Below are 18,951 nucleotides of genomic sequence, written 5' to 3'. Positions count from 1 at the left end.
CGGTGGACACCTCGCTGCAGCTCGCACGGGGGACGAGCCTCCGGGGCCGCCACGGGGGAACTGACTAACCTCGGCCCATGACCAGCGACTTCGCCGACGCCCTCGCCTCCGGCCGCCCCCTCGTGCTCGACGGCGGCCTGTCCAACCAGCTGGAGTCGGCGGGCCACGACCTGAGCGACGACCTGTGGTCGGCACGCCTGCTCGACGAGCATCCCGAGGCGATCACCGAGGCGCACCTCGCCTACTTCGGGGCGGGCGCGGACGTGGCGATCACCGCCAGCTACCAGGCCACGTTCGAGGGGTTCGCCCGGCGCGGGACCGGCCGTGGACGCGCCGCCGAACTCATGGAACTGAGCGTGGAGTCGGCGCGGGCGGCGGCGCGCCGCGCACGGGCGGACCGCCGCCTGTGGGTGGCGGCGTCGGCGGGCCCCTACGGGGCGATGCTCGCGGACGGCTCCGAGTACCGGGGCCGGTACGGGCTGACGGTCGCGGAGCTGGAGCGCTTCCACCGCCCCCGCCTGGAGGTACTGGCCGCCGCCCGCCCGGACGTGCTCGCGCTGGAGACCGCCCCCGACACCGACGAGGCGGCGGCGCTGCTGCGGGCGGTGCGCGGGCTGGGCGTGCCGGCCTGGCTGTCGTACACCATCACGGGCGACCGCACCCGCGCGGGCCAGCCGCTGGAGGAGGCCTTCGCCCTGGCCGCGGACGCGGAGGAGGTGATCGCGGTGGGCGTGAACTGCTGCGCGCCCGACGACGTCCCCGGCGCCGTGGAGACCGCCGCCCGCGTCACCGGGAAGACGGTTGTCGTTTACCCCAACAGCGGGGAGGCCTGGAACGCTGAGGCGCGGTCCTGGACGGGGCGTTCCTCGTTCGACGCCGGGCAGGTGCGCCGGTGGCGGGCGGCCGGGGCCGGGATGGTCGGCGGCTGCTGCCGGGTGGGGCCGGAGACGATCAGGTCGGTCGCGGCGGCCCTGGCGTCGGCGTGACCGACGGCCGGTGGTCCGGTCGTCGTGGGGAGCGGTCCGTGTCGTAGCGGGCGAGGCGTATGCCAGGATTGCGTGAACTGACGTTCGGGGGGACGGGTTCGACAGTTCGGCAGGTCGACAGGGGGAGCGATGGAACACGGGGGGCGGCCCGGACAGCGGACGGTGCCCGGGGCGGTGGTCGCCGCCGGGGTGGTCGCGGCGCTGGCCGTGGCCGCGCTGGTGCTGCGGCCCGAGGAAGGGCTGCTGCACTCGGGCGAGGGCCCGCTGGGCCACTGGGGTTTCATCGTGATCGGGGCGTCCGTCGCCTGGACGGTCGCGGTCATGAAGGCCGTCCAGCGCCTGCGCCCCCGGTTCAACAGCTACCGTGCCGCGCTGCCGCCGGGCGAGGAACGGCTGCGGGAGCTCGCCGCGCCGCTGCTGCTCGCCGGGGCGGGCGTCATCGGCGTCCTGGCCCTGGTCCTGCACCGGTTCTCCACCGGCGGCGACCAGCCCGCCCCGCCGCCGGTCGTCCCGACGCCGCTCCCCACTCAGCCGGTCCCCGGCGATCCGATGCCCGGGCAGGAGGGAGGGGACCCGGGCCACGACGCGTCACTCCCCCTCTATCTGCTGCTCGGCCTGCTGGCCGCAGTGGTCGTCGTGCTCGTCGTGGTCGCCGTCGTACGACGGCTGCGGCGGCTCGGGCTCAGGGTGCCGCAGCGCCCCGGCCTCGCGGCCCCGGTGACCGAGGACGACGACGCGCGTCTGCTCCTGTCCGCCGTGCGGTCGGGCCGCCGCGCCCTGGCCGACACCGGTGACGCCCGCGCGGCCGTCATCGCCTGCTACGCCGGGATGGAGGACGCCCTCGTCGCGTCCGGCGTGCCCCGGCACGCCTCCGACAGTCCCGCCGACCTCCTCGCCCGCGCCGTCACGGCGGGACTGGCGCCGGGCCCGGCCGCACCGCGCCTGACCGCGCTGTTCCGCGAGGCGCGTTACTCGTCGCACCCGATGGACGCGTCCCACCGCGAGGCCGCGGCCGACGCCCTGGAGGAGATCGACGCGCTGCTGCGGGACCGGGAGGACGCGCGGTGAACCGGCCGGTGGACGACACCCCCGGAGGGGACATGCTCACGCTGGGCCGGCTCGGGCTGCTCGGCGGCGCGGTCGCCGGCTCCGGCGTCCTGCTCGTCCTGCTCTTCGACGGGTTCCAGGCGGCCGGCGCCCTGCTGGCCCTGCTCGCCGTCGTGGCACTGGTCGTCACCCGATACGTCGCCGGGGCGGACGCCTTCGACTCCGGACACCGGGGCGAGGTGCGGCTGCTGCGGACGCGGGCGCCGGGCATGGGCGAGTGGCGACGGAACGTGGGGACCGCGACGGGACCCGACGGCGCCCTCTACTACCGTGCGGTGCTCCGGCCCGAGCTGCGCCACCTGTACACCGCCGCGCTCGCCGAGCACCACCACGTCTCGCTCGACCAGCAGCCCGACCGGGCGGCCGAGTTGATCGGCCCCGAACTGTGGCCGTGGCTCGGCCCCGAGCCGCCCCGGACCGGACCCGACGGCGAGGTCCCCGTCGACGTACTGCGCCGCCTCGTCGACCGCCTCGAAACCCTCGGCGCACCCGCGACCAACACCGCGTACCCCGCACCCCGCACCGGTAAGGAACAAGCGACGTGACGACTGACCCCACGCCCGAGCTTCGCACCGCCGAGCAGGTCGGCGAGCAGGCCGGCGCCGTACTGCGCGAGATAGGCCGCGCGGTCGTCGGCAAGGCGGACGCCCTCGAACTGGTGATGCTGGGCGTGCTGGCCGGCGGCCACGTCCTCCTCGAGGACCTGCCGGGACTCGGCAAGACCCTCCTCGCGCGGTCCTTCGCCACCACTCTCGGCCTGGACTTCCGCCGCATCCAGTTCACGCCCGACCTGCTGCCCTCCGACGTCACCGGAACGCCGCTGTACGACCAGCGCACCGGCGAGATGGTCTTCCACCCCGGCCCGGTCTTCACGAACCTCCTGCTCGCCGACGAGATCAACCGGACGCCGCCCAAGACCCAGGCCGCGCTGCTGGAGGCGATGGCCGAGTCGCAGGTGACGGTGGACGGCGAGACCCGGCCGCTCGCCGACCCGTTCGTCGTCATCGCGACCGCCAACCCGGTGGAGTACGAGGGCACGTACTCCCTGCCCGAGGCGCAGCTCGACCGGTTCCAGCTGCGCGTGCGGATGGGCTATCTGACCGCCGGGCAGGAACTTGCGATGCTGCGGGCCCGGATCGACCGGGCCGCGCCCGAGGCCGTGCTCGAAAGGCTCGCGGGGCCGGCCGACGTCGTGGCGTGGCGGGCCGTCGTGGAGCGCGTGGAGATCGACGACGACCTGCTGGAGTACGCCGTCGCCCTCGTCGGCGCGACCCGCGACCACCCCCAGATCAGTATCGGCTCCTCACCGCGCGGCGGGCTCGCCCTGGCCCAGCTGGCGCGCGCCCGCGCCGTGCTGGACGGCCGCGACTACGTCGTCCCGGAGGACGTCAAATCCCTCGCGGTGCCCGCGCTGGCCCACCGGGTTTCGCTGCGGCCCGAGTTGTGGGTGCGCGAGGTGTCCACGGACGACGTGCTGCGCGAGATCGTCGGCAGTGTCGGCACGCCGACGACCCGGCGTACGGCCGCCACCGTCGCCAACGCCTCGTCATGACCGCGCCCGCGCCGCCACCGGACGCGGGTGTGGTCCGCGCCCTTGAGGGGCGCACCGCCCCGGCGCAGCCGCCGCCCCCGCCGCCCGGCGGGCCGCGCCCGAGCGAGCGGACGCTGCGCCTGCTGACCGTCGCCGTCGTCGCGCTGTCCGCCGCGCTGCTCACCGGGCGGGCGTGGCTGCTGGCGCTCGCGGCGGCACCGCTGGTGCTGCTCGCGCTGTCGCTGCCCCGCGCCCACCCCCGGCGCGTCGAGACGACGGCGACCGTCGAACCGAGCCGCTGCTTCGAGGGCGACACCGTCACCCTGCGCGTCTCGGTGGCCCACGACGGGGACGCAGTCCGCCTCGACCCCGGCGTCACGCTCGGCCCCGGCCTGCGGCTCGACGAGGTGGTCGTCGGCCCGTCGACCGTCACGCTGCGCCACACCGCGCTGCACTGGGGCCGCTGGTCGCTCGGACCGGTGGACCTCGACGTGTACGACGCCGGGGGCACCGTACGGCGCACCGTGCGGGTGGCGGAGCAGGAGGTGGCCGTCTTCCCGCAGGCCACGCAGGCGCGGTTCACCCCGATCCCGGTACGGCTGCCGCAGCGGCTCGGCGAGCACGCCTCGCCGCAGGCCGGTGAGGGGATCGAGGTCATCGGGGTGGGCCCCTGGGTGCCCGGGGAACGGCAGCGGCGCATCCACTGGCCGTCGACGACCCGGCGCGGGTCCGTGCAGCTGCACCGCTTCGCGGCCGAGCGGGCCGCCGACACGGTGATGCTGATCGACGCGTTCGGGGACGTCGTCGACCCGGTGACCGGGCTGTCGTCCCTGGACGAGACGGTGCGCGCCGCCACCGGGCTCACCCGGGCCTACCTGCGCACCCACGACCGGGTGGGGGTCGTCTCGACCGGGGGCACCACGCGATGGCTGGCGCCGGGCACCGGGGACGCGGCGTTCTACCGCATCGTGGAGAGCGTCCTCGACGTCCGCAAGGACCGCCGCTTCGACGCGCCCGGCCTGGAGCGGCTGCCGCCGCCCGCGCTGCCGGAGGGAGCGCTCGTGTACGTGTTCACGCCGCTGAGCGACGCACGGATGCTGAAGGTGCTGCGTGATCTCCAGGAGCGCGGGCGCCGCCCGGTCGTCGTGGAGATCCCGAGCGGCGACCCCCAGGTCGAACCCGGGGACGCGGCGGGAGAGTTGGGGCTGCGGCTGTGGCACGCGGAGCGGGGCGCGATGCGCTTCGCCCTGCGGGACAGCGGGGTGCCGGTGGTGCGGCACGTCGTGGGCGAGTCGCTGGACCTGGCGTTGGCGCCGCTGCTGTCGGGGCGGGTCGGCGGAAGGGGGCGCGCGGGATGACGATGCTCGATGCCCGGGGCGGTGTCCGGGTCGGTGTCCGCGAGTACCTGGGGTACTGGGCCGGCACCCTGCCCGTGCGGGTGCTCGGCGTGGCGGCCCTCGTGATGGCATGGCGGCCGTGGGCGACGGTGAGCGGTGCGCCCGAGGCCGTGGTGTTCGGGTGCGCGGTCGCGTTCGCGGTGTGGGCGGCTCCGTCCCTGGACCGGCGCCCGACGCTGGAGTCCGCACGGTGGCCCCACCGTCTGCTGCGGCACCGTACGACGGTGCTGGCGGCCGGTGTCGTGGCGATCGCGGCCTCCGCCGGTGATCCGGCCTGGTGGGAAGGCGCCTGCGTGGTCGGCCTGCTGGTCGCCTACCTGGTGACGAGTGAGACGTGGCCGTGGCGGTGGGGACGCGGGGCCGCACGCGTGTGGGCGGAGGCGGTCGCGGCCTGTGCCGGGGCGGGCGTCGTGCTGGGCGCCGCGCTGGTTCCGGTGAGCGGTGCGGGGGGCGGACTGGGGCGTGTGATCGCCGCCGGGGTGGTGGTGATGGCAGGGCTGTTGGTTGTTCTGGGGTGGGCCGGCGGCACCGCCCGTTCCACCGGCTCCCGGTGACGAGACGGTGCCGTCGGGGCTCCTCACACGCGGGGGGAGGCGGTGACGCGGTAGGTCTTGTAGCCGTCGCCGTCGTTGTTCCAGTTCAGCTTCCAGGCGCCGTCGCCGAGGGCGTAGCGCGAGATGGCGTGCCGGATGGTCGGGGTCGTGTACGAGCCGTCCCCGTCCTCCAGGCGGCCCTCGATGCCGAAGTCCCGGCGGTAGCGGACCGGGTCCGTCGCGCCGGAGATGCTCTTCTTGAGGGCGACCCGGAACTTGGCCGCGTCGAAGATCAGGTGCGGCGCGTTGCCGTAGGAGGCGGGCCGGTCCCAGGACAGCTTCGCGTAGCTGTAGATGTAGCTGCCGGACCGGTACGAGCACATGGTGGCCTTCATGGTCCAGTTGTCCGGCCAGGGACCGGTGTACCCGCGGTCGTCGATGGACTTGGTGGTGGTGTTGCAGGATGCCGCCATGGCCGGGGCGGCCGTACCGACCACCGCGCCGCCGAGGGCGCCCAGGCAGGTCGCGGTGACGGCGGCTCTGCGCAGGAAGGTGCGCACGTGATGTCTCCTGATTCTCCGCATGCGGTATGCGGTGGGTGTGGCGGTGTGGCTGGCCGGGCGGGGACAGTGGACGCACCGGCGGACCGCTGCGGCGCCTGCCCTTCGCGTCCGTCGCCCGGACGCCGGGATCGTAGGCATGCCGCCCGCCGCGCCGCCTCGTGCATCCGAGGCGGTCCCGTGTGCAGGTGAGGTGCGCTGTGCGGGCCTGGTCAGCCTGCCGGGTCCGTCGAGTCCGTCGGGTCCGTCGGGTCCGGTACGTCGGTCACCGGGATGTACCCGGCGGCCACCAGCAGCCACAGCGCCTGGTAGGGCGCGGCTCCCTGGTCCCGCAACGGCAGCCGCAGCCGGGCGCCGAGCACCGGCAGCCGGGCCGCGAAGGTGTTCCGGTGCATGCCCAGCGCCTCGGCCGCCGCGCCGGCCCGGCAGTTGAGACCCAGCCAGGTGACCAGGAGCCGCCGTGCCGAGGCCCCGCAGCACTCCGGGCCGTCTGAGCAGCCCAGCCTGCCGTCCGGCGGGGCGTCCTCCGGGTGGTCCAGGACGGCCAGTTCACGGGTCGCCCACTCCACGACCGGTGCCTGACGCAGCAGCGACCGCAGTCCGGCCCCGGAGCCGCTCGACGCGTCGTCCGGCGGATCGGGCAGGTCGGCGAGCTGGAAGGCCAGGTCCGCGACCGCGCGGTGCGTGACCTGCCGGTGGTCCAGCCCCATCGCCTCCAGGACCAGCCGGAGCCGCTTGTTGGCGGTGGTGCGGTCGACGCCGAGCAGCCGTCCGGCCCTGAGCGCCCCGTACGACAGGGCCCGGCGTGCGGTCGGCACGGCCTGGGCGCGCTGTTCCTCCGTCAGCCTCCGCAGCCCGCCGCAGACCTGGCGGGACCAGGCGCGTGCCCTCGGCGAGAGGAAGGCGAGGAGCGAGGACCCGCCGAAGTCCCGCACTATCCGCTCCGGGTCGCGTTCGGCGGCCGTCAGCGCGCGCACGGCCGCCCCGTAGGCGGAGGCCGTCTGCGACCACGGCCGCGGCCCGGAGACCCCGGCGAACCGCCCGGGCGACTGCCCCACCACCGGCCGCAGCACGGTCAACGGGGCCGTGCCGCCCGGGTCCTGCGGGAGCACCACGATCACGTGGCGCGGGTCCGCCGGGCACGGCACCACCAGTCCCCCGCCGCCCACCGCCTCCTCACAGGCGTACGCGGCCCCGGTACGGTCCTCCCCGGGCGCGCACTGGAGGACGGCCACCACCCCGCGTCCGGCGGCCAGCACCTCGCCGACCCCGGCCTCGGCGGCGCCCAGCCCGGCCAGCGGTTCGGCGACGCGTACGGCGCCCTCCCAGTTGCCGAGCATCAGGTACTGGAGCACCGAGACACGGATGCCTCGCAGCGCGGTGCGCAGCACCTCACGGTCCCGGCGGCTGCGCAGCGCGGCGTCCAGCAGGGTCAGTTGCCCGGCGGTGTGCGCCAGCAGTTGCCGAAGGTGCGGGGGCCCGCCTCCGGGCAGGACGGCGGCCAGCACCGGGTGCGGGCGGTCGCGGCCCACCGCGTGCAGCACCAGCTCCCGTCCGTCGCCGTACGGCACGAAGGCCGTACGCGCCCGCCCCGACCGCACCTGCTCCAGCGCCCTCGGCTGTACGGCGGCCAGCCGCGCCCACTCCGCCCCTCCCGGCTCGGCCAGCAGCACGGGACCGCCGGTGACGGCCGCCACCTCCCGCAGCAGCCGGGCCGGACCGTCCGCCTGCTCCGGAACGCACGCGGACAGTGTGAGCACGCGTGCGGACGCCTGCGCGTACTCCCGCTCGACGGCCAGTTGCCGCCGTAGTACCCGGCGCACTGTCCCGTGGGCGTCCCAGGGCCCTGCGGGCAGCAGCACCGGCAGCCCGGCGCGGGATGCCTGCTCCAGCAGTTCACGCGTGGGGGCGGTCGCGGGTGCCGGGACGACGGCGACGACTCCTGCACGGACGAGTTCGCGCAGCGCCACCCCGGCGTCCTCGGGTCCCGCGCCGTCGGGGCCGGTGGGCAGCACGGCCAGCCCCGCCCGCACCCGGGGCCCTTCGTCCGGTGGCAGGCGCCAGCGCGCGTCGCAGACGACCACGTCGTCCAGGTGCTGCTGTACCGCCGTGCGTGCCGCCGCCTCGGCAGCCGGTTCCGGGTGGCGCAGCACCGGGCCGGAACCGGCGGTCAGGTCGGTAAGGGTCAGCATGACGACGTCCGAAGCGGTGGGGGGTCTCTCCGGCGGCGGCCGAGACGTTGCGCGGGGCCGTGCCGACCTGACACCGTACACAGGGGAAGCCCAACGGGCGGAAATGATGCCGCGTCAGGCCCGACAGAGGAGAGCATCTGTGGCGACACGCCGACATGTCAGGCGCTTCGGCGGCTTCGCCGCGTTGCTGGCGATCACCGCCGGCTGCCTGGTGGCGGTGATCATCGGCCAGGACGGCGGCGGCACGTCCCCGGACGTCACCCATCTCGAGTCGGGCCCGATCACTCCGAAGAGCTGAGGGCACCCAGCTCGCACCACACGACCTTGCCGGGGTCCCGCTCCCCCACGCCCCACTTGTCGGCCAGCTCCGACACCAGCAGCAACCCGCGACCGCCCTCGCCGGGCTCACGCACGTCCGCCTGCGGCACGGCCGGTACGCCGTCCCCGCTGTCGTGCACCTCGACGCGTACGCCGCCCACGCCCCAGGGCAGCAGCCGCAGCAGGAAGCCCCGGCCTGGCGGTACGCCGTGGACCAGCGCATTGGTCGCCAGTTCGCTGACGCACAGGAGGACGTCGTCCGCGCGCTCCCGCACGCCCCACGCCGCGAGCGTCTCGCGAGCGAAGGCCCGTGCGGCGGGGACGGACCGGCGCTCCCGGCGGTAGAAGCGCTCACGTGGGGACGGGGGTTGAGTTTCGGTGTTCACGTGACGAGGGTCACGCTCCGTGGCCATCATGAGACAGAGCGCATGGCCGTACAGCCGGTCTGTACGGGTGCGCGATGGTGAACGTACGCGGGCGGGTGGGGAGTTCGACCACATGGGCACGACGACACGGAGGAACGCCTCCGCGATGAAGATGGTGGGGGCGCTGCTCGCCCTCTACCGCCAGGCCGCCGGGCACACCCAGCGGTCACTGGGCGAACGGTTCGTCATCGGCGAGCAGCAGATCGCATCGATCGAGCAGGGCAGACGCCCGCTGAAGCCGGATCTCGCCGAGCAGCTCGACGAACTCCTCCAGACCAAGGGGGCGTTGTCCATTGCGTTGAGCAAGATGCCGGAGGTGGATCTGGTTCCGTTGTGGGCAGAGGAGTTCCTGGACAGGGAGCGGGAGGCGATCGCCATCTCGTCGTACGAGAACCAGGTGCTGCCGGGGCTTCTTCAGACGGAGGCGTACGCGTGGGCGGTGTTCCGCAGCCGTGTGCCGGTCTACGACGAAGACACGATCGCCCGTCTCGCGGCGGCACGCATCGAACGTCAGGGGATCTTGCAGGGCAAGGAGCCGCCGATCACTTGCTTCGTGGTCTGGGAGCCGGTGGTACGCGCACCCATCGGTGGACGGCAGGTGTGGGCAGAACAACTTCGGCATCTCCGCGCGTGCTCCGAGCTGCCTGGGCTCATGCTTCAGGTATTGCCTCTGGACCGGGCCAGTCACGCGTCCCTCGACGGCCCGTTCGTCCTGCTCGAAACCCCTGAACACCAGCGCCTCGCCTACACGGAGAACCAACGCGGCAGCCAACTAATCGCCGACCCGGACGAGGTGGCGATCCTCACCCAGAAGTGTGCGATGCTGCGATCTCAGGCCCTCACGCCCGAGGACACGAGGGACCTGCTGGACCGTCTTTTGGGAGAGCAATGAGCAGCACCGCACTTCGGTGGTTCAAGTCGAGCTACAGCGGCAGCGAGGGCGGCAACTGCATCGAGGTCGCCTTCGAGTGGCGCAAGTCGAGCTACAGCGGCGACGAGGGCGGCAACTGCGTCGAAGTAGCCACCCACCCCACCGCCATCCACATCCGCGACTCCAAAACAACCGTCGGCGACACCGTCACCGTCACGCCAGCAACCTGGACCGCATTCCTCGGATGGTGACGTCGGCCTTCCACAGGTCGAACTCCGCGTCGCGCGGACCGTACGCCGTATAGGGGACGCCGTCCCCGAAGACCCGCACGGGGTGCGTGGCGTCCCACGCCTGCCACCCAGGGTCCCCGGACTCCACGAACCGCACCCACGCCCCGTGCATCGCGTCGGCCAGCTCCTGCGGAGCACCCTCGCCCGCGAGTCGCCGCGCGTCCGGCTGGTCCCCGGAGTCGAAGACGAACCCCAGCTCCAGGGCGTGGCAGGCGCCGAGGTCGGGCAGGCCGGACGGCCAGGCGAACTCGTAGACGTACGAGGAGCCGGGCCGCGCGTCGGCCACCCGGTGCATCGGGAGCCGGAGGAGGTGGTCGGTGACCAGCTGGCCGACGGTCTCGGCGGCACCGGCGCCGGGGCGCAGGGCGCGGTAGCCGCGTACGACCTCGTTGCCGCAGTGGCAGCGGGCGCGGGCCCCGGCGAGGGCGACGGCGCCGAGCCGGTCGACGCGCTCCAGAAGTCCGCCCGGGACCAGCCAGAGCCGGTACTCGTCGCAGGTCCAGCCCATCATCAGGTCGACGCCGCGCGCCGCGTCCCCGTCGACCAGCGCTTCCAAGGGGTCTCCCGGCATCACGTCCCCGTCGACGACGATGCCGAAGGCGGGTCCGCCCAGCACGGGGCTGCTGAACCGCCCCACCTCGGCCTGGGCCCGCAGCAGCTCGCCCCGGTCGGCGGCGGCGAACGCCTCGGCCGTGGCGGGGACCCGGAGTCGGGTGGCCATACGGCGGACCATGCGCCGCACCTTGTCCCGGTCGGCGGCCTCGGGTGCGCCGCTCTGGAGCACGGCCCGCCGGAAGAGGCCCCGGGCCCGTGGGGCGGCGAGGAGGGCGCCGGTGCTGATGGCCCCGGCCGACTGACCGGCGACCGTCACCCGGCCGGGGTCGCCGCCGAAGGCCGTGATGGAGTCCCGCACCCACTCCAGGGCGGCGATCTGGTCGCGCAGGCCGGCGTTGGCGGGGGCGTCGGGGAACAGGCCGTAGCCTTCGACGCCCAGCCGGTAGTTGATCGAGACGCAGACCACTCCGTCGCGGGCGAAGGTGCGGCCGTCGTAGACGGGGACGGCGGAGGAGCCCCTGGTCAGGGCGCCGCCGTGCAGCCAGACCAGGACCGGAAGGCGGGCGGCGGGGGCCGGGTCGGGGGTCCAGACGTTGAGGTTGAGGCAGTCGTCGCCGGGGATCGCGGGGTCGGAGAGATAGCGGGCGAAGGCTTCGGAGTACGGGGGCTTGGGTGCCGTGGGACCGAAGGCGGTCGCGTCGCGCACTCCGTCCCAGGGCTCGGGCGGCTGTGGGGGCCGGAACCGGCGGGGGCCGAAGGGCGAGGCGGCATACGGGATGCCCCGGAACACGGCGACGCCGCGCTCGTACCTGCCGCGTACGGCCCCGTGGGGCGTACGGACCACGGGATTCGTCCGGCTTGCCATCACGCGCTCACCAGCCCTTCGCCGCACAGTCGTACCGCTCATGTCAAAGCGCTGGGGCGTCCGGATCTATTCCGATCCTCGCTCCCGGCGCCGCTGGTGGACAATGGGAGACACGCACGCCCACACGTACGCCCACCCTGTGCCGCCGAGGAGGCCGTCGTGACCGTCGACCCTCGTCACCCGAGCAGCGTCGCCCCCGTGAGGATCGCCGAGGCGGACGGGCGGCACGCCGTGCTGGCCTTCTCCGGCGACCTGGATGCCCCTGCGCTGCGTGTACTGGAGGAGCTGCTCCTCGACCACCGCCTGGTGGAGCCGACCGCCTGGACGCTGGACATGAGCGGGCTGGACCACATCGACCTGGCATGCGCCTACGCGCTGCTGCGCGCGGCCACCCGGGCGGAGGAACCGGTCACGATCACCGTGCGCGGGGCCCGTCCGGCGGTTCACCGGACCCTGAAGCACGCGGGTCTGGACACCGTCGTCGCGTACGAGCACTGACCGGCCGCCCGCCAGGCGCTGCCCCCGTTTCACCGGTCTTCCCGCCGGGGCCTGGCATACCTAGGATAGGAAGCGCTTTCTATCCCGAGAGGTGGTTGCCGGATGGCCCGTACGGCGAGTGCGAGCACGTCGGCCGGGCCGACGCTGGCGGTGGTGGCCCGGGAGGCGGGGGTCTCGGTGCCGACCGCGTCCAAGGTGGTCAACGGACGTGAGGACGTGGCGCCCGAGACCCGTCGGCGCGTGACGGAGGCGCTGGACCGGCTCGGCTACGTGCGCCGCCCCCGCTTCGACACCGCGCGGGCGCCCCGGCTGGTCGACCTGATCGTGCACTCGCTGGACAGCCCCGGGTCGGGCGCGGTGCTGCGCGGGGTGGAGGAGGCGGCGTACGACGCGGGGCTGGACCTGGTCGTCTCGGCGGGGCTCGACCGGTCGCGGCCGCCGGGGGCACCGGAGCGCGGCTGGCTGGACCGGCTCGCGGTGCGCGGGTCCTCCGGGGCGCTGTTCAACCTGGCCGAGCTGACGGCGGTCCAGTACGCCGCGATGGAGCAGCACCGCATTCCCTTCGTGATGATCGACCCGGCGGTGGAACCGCCGCCGGGCGTGGTGTCGGTGGGCGCGGCGAACTGGCAGGGCGGGGTGACGGCGACCGAGCACCTGCTGCGCCTCGGGCACGAGCGGATCGCCGTGGTCGCGGGGTCGAGGCGCAGGCTGTGCAGCGACGCGAGGGTCGCCGGTTACCGGTCCGCGCTGGCCTCGGCGGGCGTGCCGCACCGACCCGAGTACGTCCGGCACGCCGGTTTCGACCGGGCCGCAGCCCGCCGCCGCACACGGGACCTGCTGGACCTGCCCGTGCCGCCGACGGCCGTGTTCGCCTGCTCCGACGCCATGGCGCTCGGCGTGTACGAGGCGCTGGCCGGACGGGGGCTCACGGTGCCGGACGACATGAGCGTGGTCGGTTTCGACGACCTGCCCGAGGCGCGCTGGGCCGCCCCGGCCCTGACCACGGTGCGCCAACCCCTGTCCGAGATGGCGGCGACGGCGCTGCGCCTGCTGCTGCGGATGATGGACGGCCACCGTCCGGAGAGCACCCGCACGGAACTTTCGACCCGCCTGGTGGAACGCGCGAGCACGGCGCCGCCACGCACCGCCCGGACACGACTTGCCTGCCGGGAAAGTCAAAGGTAACTTTCCCAGCAGGGAAGTAACGCGGGAACGCGGGACGGGAACACGGACGGGGAGGCGGTGGCCGTGAGCACACCGGTCGATGCCGAACAGGCATGGAGGGACCTGCAGCGCATCCGGGTGCCGCAGGAGCGGGTGTACGACGAGGTCGAGCGGTCGGCGTCCCGCAAGCCCGGCGCGACCTGGGCGATGGCCGCGGCCATGTGGGTCTTCCTGGCCGTCATCAGTCTCGATCTGCCCCAGTGGGGTGTCTGGCTGGCGCTCGCCGGCTACTGCGTGGTGCTGACCGTGCTGGCCAGGGCTTTGCACCGGAGGAGCCGGGTGCAGTTGCACCACTCTCGGTGCGACTGGCGGATGTTCGCCGCCTTCGTCGGGGGCGCGGTGGTGACCGGGGGGACGGTCCTGCTGTCCGGCCGGCTGGTCGAGCCGCTGGAGCCGATGACGGGCGCGCTGATCAGGGCGACGGTCTCGGCGGCCGTGTTCGTGCTGTTCGTCGGGCCGGTGACCCGGTGGTCGACCGGCTCGCTGCGTGGTCGAGCCGACCGGCGGGCCATCGAGGGGACGGGCCGGTGAGCACTCCCGCCGGCTTCGACGAGCTGATCCATCCCGCCACCCGGCTGTCGGTGGTCGCGCTGCTCGCCGCGACCGAATGGGCGGACTTCCCGTTCGTCCGCGACAGCCTCTCGCTCAGCGACTCCGCGCTCTCCAAACAGCTCCACACGCTGGAGGTGGCCGGGTACCTGGAGCTCCGCAAGGAGGGCGCCGGCCGCAAGCGGCGTACCAAGGTACGGCTGACGGAGCGCGGCCGCACCGCCTTCGAAGGGCACGTGGCTGCGCTCCGCGCGATCGTCGAGGGCGCCGGACCACCGGCGGCGCCCACCGGTCCGGCTCAGCAGCGCCTCCCCTCGGAGGCCGCACGATGACGCACCGGCAAGCACCCGCCCACGACGTCGTCGTCGAGGCCCGGGACGTGACCATGACGTACGGCGACGTGGACGTCCTGCGCGGCGTCGACCTGGACATCCGCCGGGGCGAGGTCTTCGCCCTGCTCGGCCCCAACGGCGCCGGGAAGACCACCACCGTCGAGATCCTGGAGGGCTTCCGGCGGCGCTCGGCCGGTGACGTGCGCGTCCTCGGCACCGACCCGGAGCGCGGCGACGACGCCTGGCGCGGCCGGCTCGGGCTGGTCCTGCAGTCCTGGCGGGACCACCCCCGCTGGCGGGTCGCGGAACTGCTCACGCACTTCGCGACGTACTACCCCCACCCGCGCGACCCGGCCGACCTGCTGGCGCTGGTCGGTCTCACCGGCCAGGCCGACCGGCAGGTGAACCGGCTCTCCGGCGGGCAGCGCAGGCGGCTGGACGTCGCCCTCGGCATCGTCGGCCGCCCCGAGCTGCTCTTCCTGGACGAGCCGACCACCGGCTTCGACCCCGAGGCGCGGCGCGAGTTCCATCTCCTGGTGGAACGGCTCGCTCGCGACGAGGGCGTCACCGTGCTGCTCACCACCCACGACCTGGTGGAGGCCGAGCGGCTGGCCGACCGGATCGCCATGCTGGTCGGCGGCCGCATCCGCGCCCTCGGCACCCCCGCCGAACTGGCCCGGCGGGCCGCCGCACAGGCCGAGGTCCGTTGGACGGCCGACGACGGTACGCCCCGCCGGCAGCGCACCGAGGACCCCTCGCGGCTGGTCTGGGAGCTCCACCGGGACGCGGCCGGGCCGATCCCCGGCCTGGAGGTCCGCCGCCCGACCCTGGAGGACACGTACCTGCACATGGTGCACCGGGCGGACGACGGCACGGACCGGGCCGCGGGCGGGCACACGGACGGGCACGCGGACGGGGAGGCACGGGCCGCATGAAGGGAACACACATGACGGGTGGTTACCGGCGCGCCGGTCTCCAGCGCGGCGGCATCGAGCTGCGTCAGCTCCTGCGCAATCCGAAGGAACTGTCCGGCCACCTGACCAACGTGGTCGTCGCCCTGGTCGTCGCCGCCTACATGAGCGACGACGTGCCCGGCACCCAGACCCCGATGGCCCACCTGGTGCTGGCCGGTTTCGCCGCCTACCTGCTGTTCCAGGTCGGGCTGGTCAACCTCCCGCAGATGCTGGTGACCGAGCGGGAGGAGGGCGCCCTGCTGCGGCTGCGCGCCACCCCCGGCGGGATACCGGCCTACCTGATCGCCAAGTGCCTGCTGGTGGTCGGCACGGCGGTCGGCACCCTGGCGCTGCTCCTGCTGTCGGCGGCGGTACTGGTGGACGGGCCGCTGCCGCACGGGCCGGGCGGCTGGCTGACGCTGCTGTGGGTCACCACGCTCGGGCTGCTGGCCGTCGTACCGCTGGGCGCGGCGATCGGCGCCGTGCTGCCCAACCCGCGCGAGGCGCTGGCGCTGATCATGCTGCCGACGATGGGGCTGCTGGTGACGTCCGGGGCGGTGTTCCCGATCACCGCGCTGCCCGTGCCGGTGCAGCAGGTGGCCTCCGTCTTCCCGCTCAAGTGGATGGCGCAGGGCCTGCGTTCGGCGCTGTTCCCGGACTCCGCGAAGGCGGCCGAGGCGGCCGGTTCCTGGGAACTGCCCATGGTCGCCCTGGTCCTGACCGCCTGGGCCGTCCTCGGCTTCCTCCTCGCGGTTCCCCTCCTGCGCCGCGCCGCCCGCCGCGAGTCCGGGTCCCGCCTGAGCGCGCGCCACCGGAAGGCCGAACAGAGCGGGGCGCTGCCCGCGCGGGGATAGGGCCTCTCCGACGGCCGGTGGTGCTCAGCCGCCGATGTCCACGCTGTTGTCGGGTGCGCCGTCGCCGAACGGGGGCAGGTCGCCGCGTTCCACGGGTGTGGTGTCGGGGCGCGGGGAGGGAAGGGTCTCGGCGGCCTCGGCCGCGTCGGGACGGTGGGCGGACTCGGCGGCCTCGCGCAGCACCGCGCGCGGCACCGAGTCCGTCTCGGCGGACAGCCGCAGCACGTGCCCGTCCTTCGGCACCGCGTACTCGTGCTCACCGCCGCCCGTCCGGTACCACGTCCCGGCGTCACGCTCGCAGGTGGCCGCTCCGCCGCTCGTGTAGCCGACCGGCCCGCTGCGGCAGCTTTCCCCGGTGATCGAGCCCCGCTCAACGCCGAGGCGGACCACGGCCCCCGAGCCGTCGGTGTAGGCGGCGGAGAAGCCGTCGTCGCCGAGCACACCGACGGACTGCTCGGCCAGGGTGAAGCCGGGGACCGTGGTGACGTAGACCAGTTCTGGGGCCGTCCCCATAGCCTCGGCCCTGGACTTGAGTTCGCCGGGTGTTCCGCCGGTGGCGGGGGGAGCCTGTTCGGAAGCGGCGGCGGCCGGGGCTTCGGACTCTCCGGACTCTCCGGACGCCTTCTCGGTACCGCACGCGGTGAGCAGCAGCGGGGTCAGCAGGAGCGGCAGGACGCGCGCGCGACGATTCATGCGCCCATCCTGCCGCACAGGTGTTCCACAGCCGTCCGGTTTCCGCTCGCCCACCCCGCGGCCAAGCCCACGGCCGCTCCCGTGTCCGATTCCTTCAAGACGGCTCCCGGCCGCCCTGCCTACGGTGACCCCATGACCGCACGATTCAACGCCATCGGCCTCGTCGTCTCCGACATGGCCGCGTCCGTGACCTTCTACCGCCGGCTCGGTTTCGCCTTCCCCGAGGGTGCCGAGCGCGAGCCGCACGCCGAGGCCGGCCTGCCGGGCGGTGTCCGGCTGATGCTCGACACCGAGGAGTCCGTCCGTTCCTTCACTCCGGGATGGGAGCCGCCGGCCGGTGGCGGGCGGCACTCGCTCGCCCTGCTGTGCGACACGCCCGCAGAGGTGGACGCCCTCTACGAGGAGTTGACCGGCGCCGGCTGCCACGGCGAGCGCAAACCCTGGGACGCCCCCTGGGGGCAGCGGTACGCCGTCCTCAACGACCCTGACGGGCACGGCGTCGACCTGTTCGCGCCGCTAGCCGCGCCCGGCGAGTAGCTCACCGGGCGGCAGTCCCGTCAACTGCCGTACGTCCCGGGCCAGGTGCGCCTGGTCGGCGTAGCCGGACCGGGTGGCCGTCTCGGCGAGGGGGGTGCCCGCGCGGGCCAGGGCGAGGGCGCGCTGGAGCCGCAGCACACGGGCCAGCGTCTTGGGGCCGTAGCCGAAGGCGGCCAGGGAGCGGCGGTGCAGCTGGCGTGCGCTCAGGCCCAGTTCGTCGGCGGTGGCGGCGACCGGGCGGCCCGCGTCGAGGGCGGCCACGATCCGGGGCGGGAGCGGGTCGAAAGGTCCCGTGTCGGCCGCCGCCCACAGCGCGGCCTCCTCCAGGCCGGTCGCCGGGTCGGGCGCCGCGTTCACCCGCGCGGTCAGGCGCCGGACGCGGGCGGCCGGCCAGAGGTCGGCGAGGTCGACGCGGCGGTCACGCAGTTCCGGGGCGGGGACGCCGAGGAGGGCGGGGGCGGTGCCGGGGTGGAAGCGGACGCCTGCCCAGGGGCCCAAGGAAGCCGTGGTGACGTGGGCGCGGGTGTCGGGGCCGGCGACCAGCAGCCGGCCGTCGTGCCAGAGCAGGTCCATGCAGCCGTCGGGCAGGACCCGTCCCGTGCCGGGCACGGTCGGGCTGTTGGTCCACACCACCGCGCCGGTCAGCCGGGACGCCCGTTCCGCGTACACGCGTGCCAGGCTACGCCGCCGGCGCGCGGTACTCCTGCGGGCTGACGCCGTACACCCGCTTGAACGCCGACGACAGGGCGAACGCGCTGCCGTAGCCGACCTGGCGGGCGATCGCGCCGAGCGTGTCGTCGGTGTCGCGCAGCCGGTCGGCGGCGAGCGCCAGCCGCCAGCCGGTGAGGTACGCCATCGGGGGTTCGCCCACCAGGTCGGTGAAGCGCCGGGCGAGCGCGGCGCGGGAGACCCCGGCCTTGGCGGCGAGGGACGCCACCGTCCAGGGGTGCGCTGGGTCGGCCTGGAGCAGGCGCAGCGCCCGGCCGACGACCGGGTCCCCGAGCGCCCGGTACCAGGCGGGCGGCTCGGCCCTCGGGCCGGCGAACCAGGACCGCAGCGCGGCGATGAGGAGGAGGTCGAGGAGCCGGTCGAGGACGACCTCCTGGCCGGGTTCGTCGCGCGCGACCTCGGTCATCAGCAGCGGCGTCAGCGGGCACTCCCACTGGTCCGAGGTGAGGGACAGCAGCGGGGGCAGGGCGTCGAGGAGCCGGCCGCCGATCTCGCCGCGCACCAGATAGGTGCCGATGAACAGCACCGCCTCGCCGTCGGGGCGGTCGCCCCAGGTCCGTACGCCGAGGTCCATCGAGCCGTTGAGGGGACGTCCGTCGGGGTAGCTGCACTCGCCGCCCGGGAGGATCACCGCCTGGGGCGCGGTGGCGGGGTCGTCGGCGCAGGTGTACGGGTCGGGGCCGCGCGCGATGGCGAGGTCGCCGGCGCGCAGGCGCAGCCGCTCCCCCGTGTCCGGGACCACCCAGGCGTCGCCGTGCACCATCAGCATCACCGTGAGCGGCGCGCCGTCCTCGACGCGGACGGCCCACGGCGGGTCGAAGCAGGCGCGGATCATGAACGCGCCACGGGCGCGGGGTCCTTCGAGCAGGCCGGCGAGTGCGTCCATGGCGCCACAGCGTAGCCACGGCGTGGACGCACGCGTATGCGGCGGAGGTGTGGGCCCCTCGGGCGC

The 18,951-nt window shown here is 74.6% G+C and carries 23 protein-coding genes; 16 read left to right on the top strand and 7 right to left on the bottom strand.

Annotated elements, in window-relative coordinates; translation table 11 throughout:
* Nucleotides 1-77: 77 nt before the first annotated feature.
* From mmuM to KUM03_RS12880, 6 genes are all read left to right on the top strand, one after another.
* Nucleotides 78-986, top strand: a complete 909-nt coding sequence (gene mmuM / locus KUM03_RS12905; protein ID WP_217247187.1) for a homocysteine S-methyltransferase — start codon at nucleotides 78-80, stop codon at nucleotides 984-986.
* 129 nt (nucleotides 987-1,115) lie between these two features.
* Complete coding sequence (locus tag KUM03_RS12900) at nucleotides 1,116-2,054, top strand: DUF4129 domain-containing protein (protein ID WP_217247186.1); 939 nt, start codon at nucleotides 1,116-1,118, stop codon at nucleotides 2,052-2,054.
* Nucleotides 2,051-2,638: a hypothetical protein gene (locus KUM03_RS12895; RefSeq protein WP_217247185.1), complete on the top strand. Its 588-nt coding sequence runs from the start codon at nucleotides 2,051-2,053 to the stop codon at nucleotides 2,636-2,638. Before KUM03_RS12900 ends, KUM03_RS12895 begins: the two co-directional genes overlap by 4 nt.
* The gene (locus KUM03_RS12890) at nucleotides 2,635-3,645 is read left to right on the top strand and encodes a MoxR family ATPase (protein ID WP_217247184.1); all 1,011 of its coding nucleotides are present in this window, start codon (nucleotides 2,635-2,637) and stop codon (nucleotides 3,643-3,645) included. The genes KUM03_RS12895 and KUM03_RS12890 overlap by 4 nt, the downstream gene beginning before the upstream one ends.
* A complete protein-coding gene (locus KUM03_RS12885; RefSeq protein ID WP_217247183.1) occupies nucleotides 3,642-4,982 on the top strand; it encodes a DUF58 domain-containing protein in 1,341 nt (446 codons plus the stop codon). Before KUM03_RS12890 ends, KUM03_RS12885 begins: the two co-directional genes overlap by 4 nt.
* The gene (locus KUM03_RS12880) at nucleotides 4,979-5,575 is read left to right on the top strand and encodes a hypothetical protein (RefSeq protein ID WP_217247182.1); all 597 of its coding nucleotides are present in this window, start codon (nucleotides 4,979-4,981) and stop codon (nucleotides 5,573-5,575) included. The genes KUM03_RS12885 and KUM03_RS12880 overlap by 4 nt, the downstream gene beginning before the upstream one ends.
* 23 nt (nucleotides 5,576-5,598) lie before the next feature.
* Here the strand turns inward: KUM03_RS12880 and KUM03_RS12875 are convergent, their stop codons facing one another.
* Both KUM03_RS12875 and KUM03_RS12870 read right to left on the bottom strand, forming a co-directional pair.
* Entirely contained in the window at nucleotides 5,599-6,114 is a 516-nt protein-coding gene (locus tag KUM03_RS12875; protein WP_217247181.1) for a hypothetical protein, read from the bottom strand.
* 212 nt (nucleotides 6,115-6,326) lie between these two features.
* Nucleotides 6,327-8,306: a helix-turn-helix domain-containing protein gene (locus KUM03_RS12870; protein ID WP_217247180.1), complete on the bottom strand. Its 1,980-nt coding sequence runs from the start codon at nucleotides 8,304-8,306 to the stop codon at nucleotides 6,327-6,329.
* A 139-nt stretch (nucleotides 8,307-8,445) separates the two neighbouring features.
* Between KUM03_RS12870 and KUM03_RS12865 the strand changes: the two genes are divergently transcribed.
* Entirely contained in the window at nucleotides 8,446-8,604 is a 159-nt protein-coding gene (locus KUM03_RS12865; RefSeq protein WP_217247179.1) for a hypothetical protein, read from the top strand.
* Here the strand turns inward: KUM03_RS12865 and KUM03_RS12860 are convergent.
* The gene (locus KUM03_RS12860) at nucleotides 8,588-9,010 is read right to left on the bottom strand and encodes an ATP-binding protein (protein WP_308406312.1); all 423 of its coding nucleotides are present in this window, start codon (nucleotides 9,008-9,010) and stop codon (nucleotides 8,588-8,590) included. The two genes, KUM03_RS12865 and KUM03_RS12860, sit on opposite strands and share 17 nt — an antisense overlap.
* Nucleotides 9,011-9,122: 112 nt before the next feature.
* Between KUM03_RS12860 and KUM03_RS12855 the strand changes: the two genes are divergently transcribed.
* Nucleotides 9,123-9,941, top strand: a complete 819-nt coding sequence (locus KUM03_RS12855; RefSeq protein WP_217247178.1) for a helix-turn-helix transcriptional regulator — start codon at nucleotides 9,123-9,125, stop codon at nucleotides 9,939-9,941.
* The gene (locus tag KUM03_RS12850; RefSeq protein WP_217247177.1) at nucleotides 9,938-10,171 is read left to right on the top strand and encodes a DUF397 domain-containing protein; all 234 of its coding nucleotides are present in this window, start codon (nucleotides 9,938-9,940) and stop codon (nucleotides 10,169-10,171) included. The genes KUM03_RS12855 and KUM03_RS12850 overlap by 4 nt, the downstream gene beginning before the upstream one ends.
* Here the strand turns inward: KUM03_RS12850 and KUM03_RS12845 are convergent.
* Nucleotides 10,134-11,630 carry a carboxylesterase family protein gene (locus KUM03_RS12845; RefSeq protein WP_217247176.1) on the bottom strand — a complete coding sequence of 499 codons (1,497 nt, stop codon included), beginning with the start codon at nucleotides 11,628-11,630 and terminating at the stop codon, nucleotides 10,134-10,136. The genes KUM03_RS12850 and KUM03_RS12845 overlap by 38 nt on opposite strands.
* Before the next feature lie 159 nt (nucleotides 11,631-11,789).
* Here KUM03_RS12845 and KUM03_RS12840 point away from each other — a divergent pair, with 159 nt between their 5' ends.
* From KUM03_RS12840 to KUM03_RS12815, 6 genes are all read left to right on the top strand, one after another.
* Entirely contained in the window at nucleotides 11,790-12,128 is a 339-nt protein-coding gene (locus KUM03_RS12840; RefSeq protein WP_217247175.1) for an STAS domain-containing protein, read from the top strand.
* A gap of 102 nt (nucleotides 12,129-12,230) precedes the next feature.
* The gene (locus tag KUM03_RS12835) at nucleotides 12,231-13,313 is read left to right on the top strand and encodes a LacI family DNA-binding transcriptional regulator (RefSeq protein ID WP_217247174.1); all 1,083 of its coding nucleotides are present in this window, start codon (nucleotides 12,231-12,233) and stop codon (nucleotides 13,311-13,313) included.
* Nucleotides 13,314-13,376: 63 nt separating this feature from the next.
* Entirely contained in the window at nucleotides 13,377-13,883 is a 507-nt protein-coding gene (locus tag KUM03_RS12830; RefSeq protein ID WP_308406310.1) for a hypothetical protein, read from the top strand.
* Nucleotides 13,880-14,233 carry a transcriptional regulator gene (locus KUM03_RS12825; protein ID WP_217247172.1) on the top strand — a complete coding sequence of 118 codons (354 nt, stop codon included), beginning with the start codon at nucleotides 13,880-13,882 and terminating at the stop codon, nucleotides 14,231-14,233. Before KUM03_RS12830 ends, KUM03_RS12825 begins: the two co-directional genes overlap by 4 nt.
* Entirely contained in the window at nucleotides 14,230-15,168 is a 939-nt protein-coding gene (locus KUM03_RS12820) for an ABC transporter ATP-binding protein (protein WP_217247171.1), read from the top strand. Before KUM03_RS12825 ends, KUM03_RS12820 begins: the two co-directional genes overlap by 4 nt.
* A complete protein-coding gene (locus KUM03_RS12815; protein ID WP_254399254.1) occupies nucleotides 15,165-16,040 on the top strand; it encodes an ABC transporter permease in 876 nt (291 codons plus the stop codon). The genes KUM03_RS12820 and KUM03_RS12815 overlap by 4 nt, the downstream gene beginning before the upstream one ends.
* A 24-nt stretch (nucleotides 16,041-16,064) precedes the next feature.
* Here the strand turns inward: KUM03_RS12815 and KUM03_RS12810 are convergent, their stop codons facing one another.
* A complete protein-coding gene (locus KUM03_RS12810) occupies nucleotides 16,065-16,733 on the bottom strand; it encodes a hypothetical protein (protein WP_217247170.1) in 669 nt (222 codons plus the stop codon).
* A 132-nt stretch (nucleotides 16,734-16,865) separates the two neighbouring features.
* Between KUM03_RS12810 and KUM03_RS12805 the strand changes: the two genes are divergently transcribed.
* Nucleotides 16,866-17,270, top strand: coding sequence for a VOC family protein (locus tag KUM03_RS12805; RefSeq protein WP_217247169.1), 405 nt, complete (start codon nucleotides 16,866-16,868; stop codon nucleotides 17,268-17,270).
* On the opposite strand, the gene KUM03_RS12800 is transcribed toward KUM03_RS12805, so the two are convergent.
* Both KUM03_RS12800 and KUM03_RS12795 read right to left on the bottom strand, forming a co-directional pair.
* Nucleotides 17,250-17,939, bottom strand: a complete 690-nt coding sequence (locus tag KUM03_RS12800) for a helix-turn-helix transcriptional regulator (RefSeq protein WP_217247168.1) — start codon at nucleotides 17,937-17,939, stop codon at nucleotides 17,250-17,252. The genes KUM03_RS12805 and KUM03_RS12800 overlap by 21 nt on opposite strands.
* A 10-nt stretch (nucleotides 17,940-17,949) precedes the next feature.
* The gene (locus tag KUM03_RS12795) at nucleotides 17,950-18,885 is read right to left on the bottom strand and encodes an AraC family transcriptional regulator (protein ID WP_217247167.1); all 936 of its coding nucleotides are present in this window, start codon (nucleotides 18,883-18,885) and stop codon (nucleotides 17,950-17,952) included.
* Nucleotides 18,886-18,951 lie beyond the last annotated feature (66 nt).

Origin of the sequence: Streptomyces sp. AC602_WCS936 (assembly GCF_019049125.1) — a bacterium.
Classification (GTDB): domain Bacteria; phylum Actinomycetota; class Actinomycetes; order Streptomycetales; family Streptomycetaceae; genus Streptomyces.
Note: the sequence above shows the minus strand (reverse complement) of the source record. Positions and strands in the feature narration are given on the sequence as shown.

Coding starts and splice junctions, on each gene's coding strand:
- mmuM (WP_217247187.1), top strand. CDS start 78: ATGACCAGCGACTTCGCCGACGCCCTCGCCTCCGGCCGCCCCCTCGTG.
- KUM03_RS12900 (WP_217247186.1), top strand. CDS start 1,116: ATGGAACACGGGGGGCGGCCCGGACAGCGGACGGTGCCCGGGGCGGTG.
- KUM03_RS12885 (WP_217247183.1), top strand. CDS start 3,642: ATGACCGCGCCCGCGCCGCCACCGGACGCGGGTGTGGTCCGCGCCCTT.
- KUM03_RS12880 (WP_217247182.1), top strand. CDS start 4,979: ATGACGATGCTCGATGCCCGGGGCGGTGTCCGGGTCGGTGTCCGCGAG.
- KUM03_RS12870 (WP_217247180.1), bottom strand. CDS start 8,306: ATGCTGACCCTTACCGACCTGACCGCCGGTTCCGGCCCGGTGCTGCGC.
- KUM03_RS12855 (WP_217247178.1), top strand. CDS start 9,123: ATGGGCACGACGACACGGAGGAACGCCTCCGCGATGAAGATGGTGGGG.
- KUM03_RS12850 (WP_217247177.1), top strand. CDS start 9,938: ATGAGCAGCACCGCACTTCGGTGGTTCAAGTCGAGCTACAGCGGCAGC.
- KUM03_RS12845 (WP_217247176.1), bottom strand. CDS start 11,630: ATGGCAAGCCGGACGAATCCCGTGGTCCGTACGCCCCACGGGGCCGTA.
- KUM03_RS12835 (WP_217247174.1), top strand. CDS start 12,231: ATGGCCCGTACGGCGAGTGCGAGCACGTCGGCCGGGCCGACGCTGGCG.
- KUM03_RS12820 (WP_217247171.1), top strand. CDS start 14,230: ATGACGCACCGGCAAGCACCCGCCCACGACGTCGTCGTCGAGGCCCGG.
- KUM03_RS12815 (WP_254399254.1), top strand. CDS start 15,165: ATGAAGGGAACACACATGACGGGTGGTTACCGGCGCGCCGGTCTCCAG.
- KUM03_RS12810 (WP_217247170.1), bottom strand. CDS start 16,733: ATGAATCGTCGCGCGCGCGTCCTGCCGCTCCTGCTGACCCCGCTGCTG.
- KUM03_RS12805 (WP_217247169.1), top strand. CDS start 16,866: ATGACCGCACGATTCAACGCCATCGGCCTCGTCGTCTCCGACATGGCC.
- KUM03_RS12795 (WP_217247167.1), bottom strand. CDS start 18,885: ATGGACGCACTCGCCGGCCTGCTCGAAGGACCCCGCGCCCGTGGCGCG.